Below are 14773 nucleotides of genomic sequence, written 5' to 3'. Positions count from 1 at the left end.
CCATGCAAACTTCAACCAGTACTTTAATAGAGCCTTCAGTGATTGCTCCGTTACAAAAAAGTTCGAATGGATCAGAAAGAATTGTGTCCATTCACAATGCGAAACCTCATATCAGTGTCCGCAATCTGAATATCAGTTATGGCACCGCACAAATTCTGAAGAATGTATCGATAGATATTCCTGATAAGAAAATCACGGCAATTATTGGCCCTTCAGGCTGTGGAAAAACAACGTTGCTTAAAACTTTTAACCGGTTAATAGAATCCTCTGACGGAATTAAAATTGAAGGTGAGGTATTATTGGATGGAGAAAATATCTACGGAAAAAATGTGGAGGTAACCAGCATGCGCAAAAAAATGGGATTGTTATCCCAAAGACCAATGCCACTGCCCATGTCTATCTTTGATAATATTGCCTATGGCATGCGCATCCATGGTCTCCGCAAAAAAAGTCTGCTTGCCGAAAAAGTTGAATACTATCTGAAGCAAGCCAGCTTATGGAACGAAGTTAAAGACCGCCTTCATCAGCCAGCAACCAAACTTTCAATAGGTCAGCAACAACGTTTATGTCTTGCGCGCGGACTGGCTGTGGAACCGGAAATTATTCTTGGTGATGAACCAACTTCTGCATTAGACCCGATCAGCAGCCAGCGCATAGAAGAAAAATTTGTTGAACTGAAAGATCAGTACACGATCGTAATGGTGACGCACATTCTGCGTCAGGCAAGGAGAATAGCTGACTATATCGTGTTTATGTACCTCGGCGAAATTGTTGAACATGGCCCTGCGCAGGAACTGCTGGAAAATCCACGGGAAGAAATGACCCGTGAATATGTGAAAGGCGTCATCAGCTGATTTTTCAAAAACCAGAACCATGAAACAGTTAAATAGTACACCACAACAACGGAGGCAACTGAAGCACGTTAACATGTCTGGATTTAGCCAGGATGTTTCGTTTGAGTTTTTTATTTATTCATTATCGGGGATAAATAAAAAATTAACAAGCAAATCTTTTCTTAGAAATTCAGTAAAGAAATCAATGCTGGCTCAATAAATTATTCAATCAATCAATTCAACAAACTTATGTAACATGCTTTCCAAAAAAGCTAAATACGGCTTAAAAGCAGTAATCTACCTCGCAAAACATTATGGTGATGCAGATGCATCTGTAATTGTAGCTGAGCTTTCAAAGCAGGAATATATTCCGCGCAAATTCCTTGAAAAGATCCTGCTTGAACTGAAGAAAAGTAATATCCTCCAGAGCCGTATGGGCAGATATGGAGGCTATTCACTTTCAAGGCATCCGGACAAAATTTTTATGGGAGAAATTGTTCGCATACTGGATGGCCCTATGGGTCCCTTACCCTGCGTAAGTGAACAGGCTTATATGCCTTGTTATGACTGTAAGGACGAACGTACCTGCGAAATACGAAAAGTTATGAAACTAGTGAGAGAGGCTACGGTATCCATCCTTGATCAGACTTCACTTGAAGATGCGCTGCAACACAACTTCAGAGTTTTACAGTACATAGCTTAACGGGTAGTAGAGCGCTTGGCAAATAAGGTTTTCATAATCAATGTATATCTGAGCATCTCCTCTTAATTTTTGAGCGGTCATTATCTGATCGGATCTCTATCTCCGATCAATTGCCTTTAAGCATGACAACTTGCCAAAGCCTGCTTTTTCCAGCAATCACTTTATCCTTTTGCATATTTATTCGAATTTCAGAAAATCTTTTTACCTTTCGCAAAGTTCTACCAAATTGGTAGACATAATAGAAACAATTACCGGAGAAGACTTTAATAAAATCATCAGGTAAAACAGTGAAATAAAGTAAGACCAAATTAGTAGAACTAATAATATCAGAACCTTCCTTTCACATACAACTATAAAATCGGACCATCATGGGTAAATTAGCTACAAACGAAGTGCTTGAGTTTCTCATAATCCTGGTATTGTTATTAGCTACAGCCCGTATAATGGGTGAGCTGTTTAAGAAACTGGGACTTCCTGCCATCATCGGAGAATTATTGGGAGGCATTCTTTTAGGCCCATCATTTATTGGTGCCATATTTCCCGGTTTCTTTCAGTCAGTTTTTGTTGATCCAAAACAATCCTCTGTTGCCTTTGATGGTTTATCAAGACTAAGTGTGATGCTGCTTTTATTTATTGCCGGCATGGAAGTAAAACTCGAAAATATACGAACCCGGGGAAAAGCCGCTGCTAAGATCAGCTTGTCAGGTATTATTTTTCCATTAGCACTGGGCTTTGGCGTTACCTGGTTATTTTATGGCTTGTTCTTCAGCGAACCGACTCAAAACAAACTTGCCCCTGCCCTCTTTATGGGAACCGCTCTTTCTATAACAGCATTAGGAGTGATGGCTAAAATCCTGATAGATATTGATATGATTAAATCGCGTTTTGGCAACCTGATGATGACCGCTGCCATGATTGATGATATTATTGGATGGATGTTGTTTTCCGTGGTAATCACAATTGCTGACCTGAAGTCAGAAAGTAAATTCAGCGCTATAACTGTGCTATTGGTTATTGCAGGATACACAGCATTCCTTATTACCATTGGCAGAACATTGGTAGTAGATCCATTGCTTCGTTTTGCAAATAACAAATTATCAAAACCCGGCGCTGAATTATCACTCGCCATGATTCTCTGTCTGCTCAGCGGCATCTTTACGGAATGGCTCGGTATCAAGGCCATCTTTGGTGCTTTTCTTATGGGAGTATCTGTAGGTAATTCTCCTTACTTCAGTGAGAAAGCAAAAGAAACTTTTCATGATATTGTTACCTATGTATTTTCACCGCTCTTCTTTGTTTCTATTGGTTTGAAAGTAAATTTTGTCACCAACTTCGACTTCACCATTGTAGCATTGGTGCTGGCTATTTCAGTGGCAGGTAAAATCCTTGGTGGTTATATCGGTGCCCGCCTCAGTGGGTTCAAATCCAATAAAGCAATTGCGGTAGGATTCGGCATGAATGCGCGCGGCTCCCAGGAAATAGTGCTCGGTTTGGTTGCATTACAGGCGAAAATTATTGATGAGAAACTTTTCGTTGGACTGGTGATCATGACGTTTGTAACTATAGTAATGGCAGGGCCGGGAATGAAATATTTCCTTGGTAAGCAAGACGCGAAACCCAGAGACAATGCGATCAACAATCCGGAAGAAGTTGTAGCAGGTGTGCAGGTGTAAGCATGTTCTTCGGGGAATTGCTATCTGTTTCTGCAAAGTGTAGCATAAATATTAATTATCCAGAACTTGTTAATTCGCAACAGTTCCCCGTATACCACAACCTGAATATCGCTTGCCATTAATTACAATGTTAGCGTTGTATTCATAAGCATTTTCAGACATCCCATCACTGCATGGCATCCGTTTGAAAATTGCACTGATAGCAGTTTGATTAGCATAGTTGTTTGAATAGTAGGTAAACACTTCATCGTTTACCACTTTAGGTGCAAAATACTCGAAGAGATATACTTGGTTATTACTGTAATCCTTAAGTGCCAGAATTCCTTCTTTTGCGGAGACCTGCAGCGACCAGTTGGGTTCATTGCCTAATGCCCAGAAATCATACGGAATACAGGTATTGCGATAATTTTTCTGTTCAAAAGTGAGGATATCAGATACAACAATCGAACTGTCAAAGCCACGTAAAGCAATTGCTTCGGTAGCTTCCTCTACCTTGCCCATGAACTCCACATAAACATATTCGTAAGGAAACGCTGGTGAATTCAGGAAAATGGTTTTGTACAAATTGCTCATCTGGTGCGTGGAGTCAATCACATAATAATTATCTTCAGCACTGCCGCAACTGCGAAAGCTTTTAATGTTCTTACCAACAACAAACAGCCCCCTGAATTTTTTCTGATCATTCTTTTGAGCAGGCGAAGCAGGCTGTTCTTCCTTCAAAAGTTTACTGATATCCGGCAAATGTTTCTTTTCCTGCTTACAGGAGAAGAGCATCCATATGCAAATGACTATCGAAAATTTCTTCATTTATCAAATTCTTGGATGAATGAAGATACCACTAAAAGACGAGCAAAAATTAGCCGGCGGTTTAAATTTTCGCTGTCGTTCACTTCTTAAGAAATCAATCGGTATTTTAACGCTCTTAAAAAATTCTTATGTCCACATTGTCCATACAACATACAGTTACAAGCAGGTTTCTTAAATATGTAACCATCGATACACAATCAGATCCTGATTCTATCGCTGCACCCACTACAGAAAAGCAAAAAAATCTGTCGCGCTTACTGGTAGAAGAATTGCATGCCATGGGTATTAAAGATGCAGCACTGGATGAATTCGGGATAGTGTACGCAACGATTCCTTCAAATTCAGAAAAAGCGGTTCCTGTTATTTGTTTCTGCTCACACGTTGACACTTCGCCGGATTGCAGTGGTGAAAATGTCCGCCCGATTGTGCACAAAAACTACCAGGGGCAGGATATTATACTTCCCAACGATAAATCGATTGTAATTCGCGCCAGCGATCATCCCGATTTGACGGACCAAAAAGGAAATGACATTGTTACTGCGGATGGAACCACCTTACTTGGTGCCGACAATAAATCAGGCGTAGCTGCCATCATGGATGCTGCTAATTTCCTGGTAAACCATCCTGAAATAAAACACGGTGCAATCCGTATTTTATTTACACCTGATGAAGAAGTTGGACGTGGCGTAAACCATGTTGACATCAACAAACTGGGTGCACAGTTTGGTTACACCATTGATGGTGAAACCGCAGGCACTTTAGAAGATGAAACATTTTCCGCTGATATGGTAATCATTGTTATTCATGGCGTGAGCGCTCATCCGGGATTTGGAAAAGGTAAAATGGAGAGTGCCATTAAAATCGCGGCTGCTATTATTGATGCGTTACCCAAAAAAACCTTGACACCGGAAACAACAGAAAACATGGAAGGATTTATTCACCCTACCAGTATTACCGGATCATTGGAACAAACCACCATTAAGCTGATCATTCGTGATTTCAACGATAATGGTTTGCATGAAAAAGAAAAGTTGTTACAGGAAATTGCGACTAATGTGCTAATCAATTATCCGAATTCTACTTTTGATTTTACGGTAGTTGAACAATACAGAAATATGAAAATGATAATTGACCAGCATCCACAGGTCGCAACGTATGCGCTCGAGGCTATATCGCGCGCAGGATTGAAGCCGGAACGAAGAAGTATCCGTGGCGGAACAGACGGCAGCAGGTTGTCATTTATGGGATTGCCATGTCCTAATTTATTTGCCGGTGAACATGCGTTTCACTCCAAGCAGGAATGGGTTTCCGTTCAGGACATGGAAAAGGCAGTGGAAACTATTGTTCACCTCTGCATGATCTGGGAAGAAGAAAGTTGACATGCTATTTTTCGCTTCCAATAATTTCAACATAAATTGCATGCTGCCTATCTATCAAATAAATTTTGACGGGTTATATTTACATTAACCACCTGTTGGTTCTTTCTTTCATACAATGTAATCCAATGGCAAATTAAACCCAACGAAATTCTAAGTTTGCTTTCCTGATTTTTATCAGATTGAATTAAACTGAGTTAGATTAACTTTACAGCATCCGAAAAATAAGACCATGAACCACCATTCAAAATTTTTACTTGCACTGCTCATAGGAGCAGCAGCAGGTGCCGCAGCAGGTTTCTATCTTGCTTCTGACAATAAGGAAGAAATAGTGGAAGATTTGAAAAACGCTGCCGGAAAAGTGAAAGATGAATTAGAAAATGAACTTGAAAAAGGAAAACAGATTGTAGAAGATCTAAAGCTTAAATTAAACGAGCTGCTGAACAAGGCTTAATTATGGAGGAGGAAGAAAAATCATTCATCTGGCAACTTAAAGATGCAGGCGCCGAGTATCTTCAGGCAAAGCTCCAGTTGACACGTGCACAGGCATTTGGAAAAATATCCAAAGTAACGGCCATCATAATGTCCTTTTTGATTATTGCACTGTTGGCGTGTTTCACTATTTTGTTTGTTGGCTTGATGCTAGGTTTCCTCATCTCTGATTTCGTGGGTTCCAATGCCATTGGATTTTCAATAATCGGCGTGTTGTTTATTGCCATGCTTATTTTAATGGTAGTGAAACGCGAAAGCATGCTGGAGAAACCTCTGAATATAAGAATCATCAAAGAATTATTTGAAGATGATGATAACGACAGCATGACGGAAACAGAAATCGAAAAGTTTAAAGTTCAATACAAAAACGACGAGCCTGGTAATGAGTCTGCATAAAAAGATAAAAGTAGTCGATCTTGTTACGCTTGAACTTGAAAAGCAAAGGCTGAAAGCCATATGCGAAATAAAACAAGTAAAGCTCGAAAAGGAATTATTATATCTCAAAGAAAACTATCCTGAGGTAGCGATGAAAACTTTGCTGCCCTTTAATGACAACACCAACGACCTGCTATTTAAAAGTGCCAAATGGATAAATGCATCTGTAACTGATTTGGTCGGTGACAGCAATTCAAAATTCGGAAATTTTCTTGGTGGAAAAGGTGGCAATATGCTGCAGGCTGCTTTATTGTATACGTTTATCAGGATTGGCCGCAATATTCTAAAGAAGAAAAAATAAGCTGAAGCACATTGCAAAGTACGATGCGTTACTTTCTTTTCAACTCCGTATAGCTGACATGTTTTAACCGAAAATAATGCTGATTGAGCCAGTCATCGGCAAAAACTTCATTTAACCTGAGATGAAATGATTTTTCGTTCAGCAAAGAATTTATTCCGGTCGCATCAAGGTCACTTTTCAATGATATGGTAACAGTGTGATGATTCGATGGAAGGGAAGAAAAAATCAATGCTTCCATCGGGAAACTCCATTCATCCAAAGCAGGGTCATCCGGATAGTCCTCACCTTTTACAAAAAACTTTGACCCGTCTTGCCGCTGTGCAGATTCAACAAACTGTTCCACCCTTACAATCCGATCACTATACGATGCTGAATGCTGCACGATTTGTACGCCTCGATAAATGATGATTAATAAAAAAGCCATTTCCAGCCCCAGCTTTTGTTTAGAAGTATTATAGACTTCGCGAAGAAATGGCAGCATGCACAATGGAATCAGCAACAGGTACATTCTTTCAAAATAATTGGAGTGATTCCAAGGGAAGCTATGCGTAATATTAATCATCAAAATAAATCCAATAGTAAAACCCAATATAAGCGCTGTCTTTAGATAATTCCTTCTGTACAAAAGCAACGATACAGTTAAGAGGAGCATGATCATCGCTTCACCATAAACAGTAAACAAAAATAAAATGAGCGACTTAATGTTGCTTAGTGGAGTAAAGTTTTCACGCAGGGTAGTTCCGATTCTTGAAAACGGATAACTAACCTTTCCATTTTCATAATCCGAAATAAAAAGGCTTTTCCAGGTGAGCCAACATATCACCATCAGTATAAACAAGACAGCTACCTTCCATGGCAATCTCCTTTGCGCTAAAAAATGATAGCATGTAAAAAATACAAATCCTATAATCATAAGCGGATAGGAAAATAACAATGAAAGCACGACCACGCAGAGAATTGCAATCTGAAGTGGCGTCCGGTAAAATTGTCGTTGCAGGAGGGAAGAAAAAAATACCAGCAGCACTGCACCATACCAAACTTCATACATCGGAACGAAGTACAGAAAGTAAACTCCGCAAGCACCTAAAAAAAGCAACGTCCAGCCTGCCGCTTCATCTTTCAGAATTATAACACAAATAAAAAAAAAGAAGAAGAGGTACAAGACCGGATTAACCGAATTCAGCAACAGTAGGGTTTGCAGCGTGAGATGCAGCTTTACTCCTGTTAATAAAAGCAATTGTGAAGCTATGAGTATAAACCGCTGATGCTCGACCCAAAAATTTTCTGATTGCACTACATGAAAGAAATAATAAGCTCCATCGAGAAAAATACGATCCTTGTAAAAAATAACTGCTCCTGCCAGATAGATCAAAAAATAAACTGCTCCGAAAATTAACAGTCGTTTGTGATGCGCGGTACTCATTGTGTGGATTGAAACAAGCAAGATACTATTTCAACGATAAATTAGCTGTAAGTGTAAGTATACCCTTTACACTATGTATATTACTGTTAATGTCGAATACTTCCTACTCGCTACTCGCTACTCGCTACTCTCAACCATACGCTGCTTCATCACTTCATACAAAATCATTCCCGCGGCAACCGATACATTCAGTGACTCAAATTTTCCCGTCATTGGAATTTTTACTATTTCATCTGCAATACGCAACAATTCAGGTGCAATGCCTTCTCCTTCAGAACCCATAATAATAGCTGTAGGAACTTTCAGGTCAGCTTCAAAAATAAATTTCGCTCCACTCATTTCCGAAGCGACTATCTGGATGCCATTCAATTTTAATTGCTTCAGCAATTGCAATAAATTTTTCTCACGACAAACAGGAATTTTATTAAGTGCGCCGGCAGACGCTTTTACTGCATCTGAATTGAGCGCCGCAGTTTCTGTTTGCGGAATAATCAATGCGTGTACTCCGCTGCACAATGCTGTGCGGGCAATGGCGCCGAAGTTGCGCACATCCGTAATTCTGTCTGCAATAATCAGCAAAGGCAATTCACCTTTACTGTAGGCCTGCGCAAGTATATCATCAATTTTGAAAAACTGAACCGGCGAAACTACTGCAGCCACACCCTGGTGATTGCGGTGCATTCTGTTCAACTTTTCTATCGGAACAAATAGAACAGGAACTTCCTGCTGCTGCGCGGTGCGGAGGATCTGTGTAACTCCTTCTTTGCTTATTCCCTTTTGAATAAAAATTCTCTCAATTGTAGTACCGGCTAATAATGCTTCTTCCACCGGGTGAAGTCCGTAGATAAATTGGCTGCGCGGACCCTGGTTCCCGGAAGGTTTATTCATGGAGGAATTGAGAATTGAGAATTAGGAATTAGGAATTAGGAATGCCGAATACTAACAGACAACACTACTAACGACTAAAGACTCACGACTAAAGACTTTTTCTAACTACTCATTACTCACTACTCGCTACTTATTAGGCGGCGTGTAAAGATTCATGTAGCGTTGAAAAGATTCCGTAGCTTTTTTGTTGAGCTCTGTTTGATTATTCTTTTCTGAAAGGTCGTTGATTTCATTGAGCACATAGACACCTTCATTGATGTCAGAAGAAAAGTACCTGCGCTTCTCAACAGGTAATGATGCAAAGTACTTTAGCTTGTCAGAATACATAGTTAGCAAACGGTCAAGCATAGCAGTTCCTTTGTCAGGTGCGCCGGCTTCAAAATAAGCTTTTGACAAAGCAAGATTGAGAAAAGAAATCGGAACATTGCTTTCAGGCAAAACTTCAGCACATTTGTCAAGCACCTTAAGAGCAGAATCCCTTTTGCCTTCTGCAATCAGGCCACTTGCAAGTCGTGCGAAATTACTGCGCAGGTTAGTTACCATGCGGAGAATGTTTTCATCCAGATAAACAGGATATTTATCTACACCGCCCCAGGCAAATTTATTCATCATGTTATCGTACATTAGGTCGGCTTGAACGCCACCGGGCAATCCGTCATTGCTTTTGACATTATATGGCACCACCCGATAAGTCAGACCTTCCTGCTGCAGATAATTATTCAATCCAAGATAAGATTCAGGTGAAACGGAAATAGCAAAATAGATGGGACGCTTCCACAAATTATTCCTAAGAATATCCATGGTAAGAATATCATTCTTCAACAATGTGCTTTTATTAAGCTTCCATTCCAGCCTCGGAAGAATTTTGGAAGTGTCAGAAAGCTGTACCACTTTATCAGCGATAATCTGATTTTTATCCACAGGAATAAAAATATTTTTCGCAGGAAGGTAATTCATTGGAGCACCTGCTCCATAGTCCAGTTTATTTTTTGGATCATCACTGTACATAAAATCAAGCACTGAACCGAGTGAATAGGCCTGTCCCTGTGCAATAGATTTATTTTCATAATAGCGTACGTAATCACGGTTAGAACCACGGTATTTCAGACTGTCAACCCCGATGATCACCGCCTCTGATTTATTCACTTTTCTCCGGAGGTTATCGATATACCAATCCACCCCCAGCAAACTCAGATTTACAATCCTTACATCTTCACGAATACCTTCCACTTCCTGAGCATACCAGAGCGGATACGTGTCATTGTCACCCTGAGTAAACAGGATGGCATTGGGTGCGCAGGATTCCAGATAATCTCTTCCGAAATCACGGGCCGTAGTGCGGTGCGAACGATCATGATCATCCCACCCTTTTGCGCCCATCAGCACAGGCACCAGCACACAAGTAGCGCCTGCAATGATGGCTGCATTGCGCGGATTCATGCGTGTTCTGATGTATTCAAACAATGCCATTACTCCGATACCCATCCAAATGGTAAATGCATAAAATGATCCGGCGTATGCATAATCCCGTTCACGTGGCTGCAACGGCGTTTGGTTAAGGTAGATTACAATCGCAAGTCCGGTGAAAAAGAATAACAACATCACTACCCACGCATCAGATTTACTCTTTCTGAAATGATATACAGCACCTGCCAATCCCAATATAAATGGCAACAGATAAAATTTATTTTTCCCTTTATTTTCATTCATGGGAGCAGGTAGTGTTGTCTGATCACCCAGCATCGCATTATCTATGAATGGAAATCCGGTAATCCAGTTTCCATGCTGAATATCACCATCACCCTGCACATCATCTTGTCTTCCTGAAAAATTCCAGAGAAAGTATCGCATGTACATAAATCCAACCTGATAGGTAAAAAAGAAATTCAGGTTATCACCCATCGTTAGTTTTTGACCATCACGCAGGTTGAGCCAGTTCTTATAAAATTTTACGTGCGACGGATCATCATTGTCCCATACACGCGGAAAAGGAATTTCATCGGAAGGTGAATATTTGAGAATAGGCTTTCTATCGAGAAATTCATACTTGTCCTTTCCACGATAGTATCTTTTTTCACCACTTTCACGATCAATTGCAATAGGTTCCGCAGTAAAAGTATGACCATATCCAAGGGGTCTTTCACCATACTGCTCACGATTGAGATAACTCAGCAATGCAATCGGATCATTTGGTGCACTCATATTAATGGAAGGATTCGCATTGGCGCGGATAACTACCATGAGGTAAGATGAATAACCAATTATCATATACAGTGCTGTAAGGACGGCAGTATGAAGAATGTGGTTATTTTTCTTCACCGCATACCACAGGCCGAATACAATAAGCGCTACCAATAAAACAAATAGAAACAACACACCACTGTTAAAAGGCAAACCAAAATCATTTACAAAGAGGATGTCAAATTTTGCAGCAAGCGTTGGAATACCGGGAATAATTCCATACTGAATAAATCCAAGAATGGCAACAGCAATACCACCTGTTTTGAGCATGTTCCACCTGTTGGGCTTGAATTTTTTGAAAGCATACACAAATACCATTGCGGGAACAGCCAGCAATCCAAGCAAGTGAACACCAATAGACAGTCCGATCAGGTATCCGCCGAAAATGATCCACCTATCAGCATTCGGTTCATCAGCAACATTTTCCCATTTCATGATTGACCAGAATACGATGGCGGTAAAAAAGGAAGACATGGCGTATACTTCGCCTTCTACAGCAGAAAACCAGAATGAATCAGCAAATGTATAGGAGAGCGCTCCTACTACACCGGCACCTATAATCGCAATTAAGTCAGCTCCAAAAATTTCATTTTCCTTTTTGTTAATAATCTTTTTAGCGAAAGCGGTAACTGTCCAAAATAAAAACAGGATGGTTAATCCACTGAAGATGCCGGACATATAATTTACCATGAGCGCAACATGCGCCTGATCACTTGCCAGCAAGGTAAACATGTGAGCCACCATAATAAACAATGGCGCACCCGGAGAATGCGCCACCTGCAATTTGTAAGCACAACCTATAAACTCACCGCAATCCCAAAAACTGCCGGAAGGTTCTGCTGTCATCCAATACACTCCTGTGGCAATAATAAATATGATCCAACCGGCAATGTTATTCACTTTATTATACAACGTCATGAAATGGTTTTTTTAAGATGGGCAAAAATAGTTTATTTGTTAATAGGCGCAAGGGTTTTCATTTAGTGTTGTGCACTGTCTGAAAACATGTATTGAAGTAACGCGGTGGAGGGAAAGGTTACATTTTGGATCGTTGGTTGGTTGGATAGTTGAATGGCAGAATGGTTAATTGGTTTAATTGCTAAATTGTTAATGTACGTCTATACATTAATGAATCGGCACATCGAATCATCAGCACATTGGCACATCGGAACATCAGCACATCAAACAATTGGCACATCATCTATTTGCAAATTCCAACCCATCCCTTACCTTTGCCGTCCTTCTACTGACCGATGGTGTAACTGGCAACACGTCTGATTTTGGTTCAGAAGAGTCTAGGTTCGAGCCCTAGTCGGTCAACAGGTTAAGCCGCTTCAAAGGATTGAAGCGGCTTTTTTTATTGCAATTCACAGTATGTACCTGCTGTCTTTTTTCATTCGTTCGTGTGATTTGCCGCCTAATAATTTGACAGCTATTTAGTTCAACTGACGTACTGATAAAACCCGCACTTCGCGAAATGGAAGTTCTACTTACAGCCGAAAAAGAAGGGAGATCGAGGCGTCAAAAATATTATCTATTCAAGCACATTCAATCCAAGCAAACATTAGCTAACGCCAATAATTTTACCATTCACTACGTCAATGTGATTTGCCTGAGGGATTTTGGGTAATCCGGGCATACGCATCATTTCCCCGCAAACGGCTACAATAAAGCCGGCACCTTTGCTGATCACCAGATCTTCTACATCAATTTTGAAATTTCCATCCAATCCATTTTGCGTTGCATCATCAGTGAATGAATATTGCGTTTTCGCCATGCAAACCGGAAGGTTTTCGAGTCCCAGCTTTTTTATCTTCTTAATCATGTCCTGTGCCTTCTTATACAAAACCACGCCCTGACCGCCATAAATTGTAGTTACAATCTTGTTCATTTTTGTTTCAATGTCATCTGTCAATTCATAAGTATGTTGCAACTGCTGTGAAGGTTTTTGGCAGATATCCACTACTGCCTGAGCCATTTCAAGGGCACCTTCTCCGCCCAAAGCAAAACCATTATTAACAGCAAACCCATCCGATCTTGTGCTGCACCATTCACGCATGAAATTGATCTCTTCCTTTGTATCAAAATGATAACGGTTTAAAACTACCAGCACTTTCTGGCCAAATGATTTCAGGATACCAATGTGTCTTTCCAGGTTACGCAATCCTTCAGTAAGAGCTGCAAGATCGGGCAACATCATATTTGCTTCTGAAATCCCTCCACTCAGCTTTAATGCTTGCGAAGTAACCACCAATACACTCATGGCAGGTTGTATTCCTGCTTTCCTGCATTTGATATTAAAAAACTTTTCCGCACCGAGATCACTTCCAAATCCTGCCTCAGTAACAACATAGTCGCCATACTGCATGGCTGTTTTTGTAGCCATTATTGAATTGCAGCCATGAGCAATATTTGCAAACGGACCACCATGCACCATTGCCGGAGTACCTTCCAGCGTTTGCACAAGGTTGGGTAATATGGCATCTTTCAACAAAGCAGTAATTGCTCCGGTAACACCAAGATCGCCTGTCGTGAAAGGTTCATTGGCAAAAGTAAATCCGAGCAGCATTTCATCTATTCTTTTGCGCAGCTCATCCAGACCTTCAGACAAGCAAAGCACCGCCATCAGTTCACTTGCCGGAGTAATTACAAATCCTGTTTCAGAAGGAATACCATTATGCGGAACATCTAACGCAGTCACAATCTTACGAAGCACGCGGTCATTTACATCGAGACAGCGATTCAGCAACACCGTCTTAATGCCTTCCGGCTTACCACGGTTGAAAAAACGAAAGTTGTCCATTAAAGCAGCGAGCGTATTATTCGCTGCAGTGATCGCGTGAAAATCGCCGGTAAAATGAAGATTGATCTCTTCCATCGGAACCACCTGGGAATATCCTCCTCCTGCCGCTCCGCCTTTCATCCCAAAACAAGGACCCAACGAAGGCTCGCGCAAAGCAAGCACTACTTTTTTATTCAGCCTTTTTAATCCGTCTGATAACCCGACTGATGTGGTTGTTTTACCGATACCTGCCTTGGTAGGAGTCATGGCAGTTACCAATATCAATTTGGACGTTGCAATTTTTTTTTCATCAAACTGATTGATATTCAGCTTGGCTTTGTAATATCCATATGGAATAACCATTCCGGCAGGCACGCCCATTTCCGCAGCGATCTCTGAAATAAATCGCATTGGTTTTTCCTGTGCAATTTCATAATCTGATTTCATCTAAAGTGGCTTTAAGATTAAATTGAATGCGTATTTATTGGTTGTTAAATTGAAATGTATCACTCTCAGACCGCATGACTTTCCTCAGTGGAAAACATGATCATTATCATTGAACTATTTGCGGTTTTATCACGGAATTCTGATTCCGGATTTTATAAGAGCAAGCACAGTTTCAACGGTCAAGGTAAAATAAAAATTTCTGTAATGAAATGATTCGAGATGCACGTGGAAAAGGCATGGAGTGCCTCCGTTCCGGAAGTTTGATCCACTCACCTTTCAATTGACGAAAGTGGTCGTACTGCTTTCATTATTTTGTCAGACAAACTGAACTGAAGCATGTAAGAATATTCCCAATTTAGAATTGTATTCCAT

At 40.5% G+C, this 14773-nt stretch carries 12 protein-coding genes and 1 tRNA gene; 8 read left to right on the top strand and 5 right to left on the bottom strand.

Features of this window, described 5'->3' with window-relative positions; genetic code table 11:
- Window positions 1-2 precede the first annotated feature (2 nt).
- The 3 genes from pstB (at window position 3) to IPO83_02240 (ending at window position 3209) form a co-directional block, all read left to right on the top strand.
- Window positions 3-854 carry a phosphate ABC transporter ATP-binding protein gene (gene pstB, locus IPO83_02250; protein ID MBK9730103.1) on the top strand — a complete coding sequence of 284 codons (852 nt, stop codon included), beginning with the start codon at window positions 3-5 and terminating at the stop codon, window positions 852-854.
- A gap of 235 nt (window positions 855-1089) precedes the next feature.
- Complete coding sequence (locus IPO83_02245) at window positions 1090-1536, top strand: Rrf2 family transcriptional regulator (protein ID MBK9730102.1); 447 nt, start codon at window positions 1090-1092, stop codon at window positions 1534-1536.
- A gap of 368 nt (window positions 1537-1904) precedes the next feature.
- The gene (locus IPO83_02240) at window positions 1905-3209 is read left to right on the top strand and encodes a cation:proton antiporter (protein ID MBK9730101.1); all 1305 of its coding nucleotides are present in this window, start codon (window positions 1905-1907) and stop codon (window positions 3207-3209) included.
- 69 nt (window positions 3210-3278) lie between these two features.
- On the opposite strand, the gene IPO83_02235 is transcribed toward IPO83_02240, so the two are convergent.
- Window positions 3279-4016, bottom strand: coding sequence for a hypothetical protein (locus IPO83_02235; GenBank protein ID MBK9730100.1), 738 nt, complete (start codon window positions 4014-4016; stop codon window positions 3279-3281).
- Between the two features lie 128 nt (window positions 4017-4144).
- Here IPO83_02235 and pepT point away from each other — a divergent pair, with 128 nt between their 5' ends.
- From pepT to IPO83_02215, 4 genes are all read left to right on the top strand, one after another.
- Entirely contained in the window at window positions 4145-5395 is a 1251-nt protein-coding gene (pepT, locus tag IPO83_02230; GenBank protein MBK9730099.1) for a peptidase T, read from the top strand.
- 229 nt (window positions 5396-5624) lie between these two features.
- Window positions 5625-5846, top strand: coding sequence for a YtxH domain-containing protein (locus IPO83_02225; protein MBK9730098.1), 222 nt, complete (start codon window positions 5625-5627; stop codon window positions 5844-5846).
- 2 nt (window positions 5847-5848) lie between these two features.
- A complete protein-coding gene (locus IPO83_02220; protein MBK9730097.1) occupies window positions 5849-6280 on the top strand; it encodes a hypothetical protein in 432 nt (143 codons plus the stop codon).
- Window positions 6267-6620, top strand: coding sequence for a hypothetical protein (locus IPO83_02215; protein MBK9730096.1), 354 nt, complete (start codon window positions 6267-6269; stop codon window positions 6618-6620). The genes IPO83_02220 and IPO83_02215 overlap by 14 nt, the downstream gene beginning before the upstream one ends.
- 28 nt (window positions 6621-6648) lie before the next feature.
- On the opposite strand, the gene IPO83_02210 is transcribed toward IPO83_02215, so the two are convergent.
- The 3 genes from IPO83_02210 to IPO83_02200 form a co-directional block, all read right to left on the bottom strand.
- Window positions 6649-8043, bottom strand: a complete 1395-nt coding sequence (locus IPO83_02210; GenBank protein ID MBK9730095.1) for a hypothetical protein — start codon at window positions 8041-8043, stop codon at window positions 6649-6651.
- Window positions 8044-8160: 117 nt separating this feature from the next.
- The gene (gene rlmB / locus IPO83_02205; protein MBK9730094.1) at window positions 8161-8931 is read right to left on the bottom strand and encodes a 23S rRNA (guanosine(2251)-2'-O)-methyltransferase RlmB; all 771 of its coding nucleotides are present in this window, start codon (window positions 8929-8931) and stop codon (window positions 8161-8163) included.
- Between the two features lie 126 nt (window positions 8932-9057).
- Window positions 9058-12090 carry a DUF2723 domain-containing protein gene (locus tag IPO83_02200; GenBank protein MBK9730093.1) on the bottom strand — a complete coding sequence of 1011 codons (3033 nt, stop codon included), beginning with the start codon at window positions 12088-12090 and terminating at the stop codon, window positions 9058-9060.
- Window positions 12091-12419: 329 nt separating this feature from the next.
- On the opposite strand from IPO83_02200, the gene IPO83_02195 reads away from it, so the two are divergent.
- Window positions 12420-12492: transfer RNA gene (locus tag IPO83_02195), tRNA-Gln, on the top strand.
- A 244-nt stretch (window positions 12493-12736) separates the two neighbouring features.
- Here the strand turns inward: IPO83_02195 and IPO83_02190 are convergent.
- Window positions 12737-14401, bottom strand: coding sequence for a formate--tetrahydrofolate ligase (locus tag IPO83_02190; GenBank protein MBK9730092.1), 1665 nt, complete (start codon window positions 14399-14401; stop codon window positions 12737-12739).
- Window positions 14402-14773: the final 372 nt, after the last annotated feature.

The sequence above is a fragment of the Chitinophagaceae bacterium genome, assembly GCA_016717285.1.
GTDB lineage: Bacteria > Bacteroidota > Bacteroidia > Chitinophagales > UBA10324 > JACCZZ01.
This window is presented reverse-complemented; position numbering and strand designations above follow the sequence as displayed.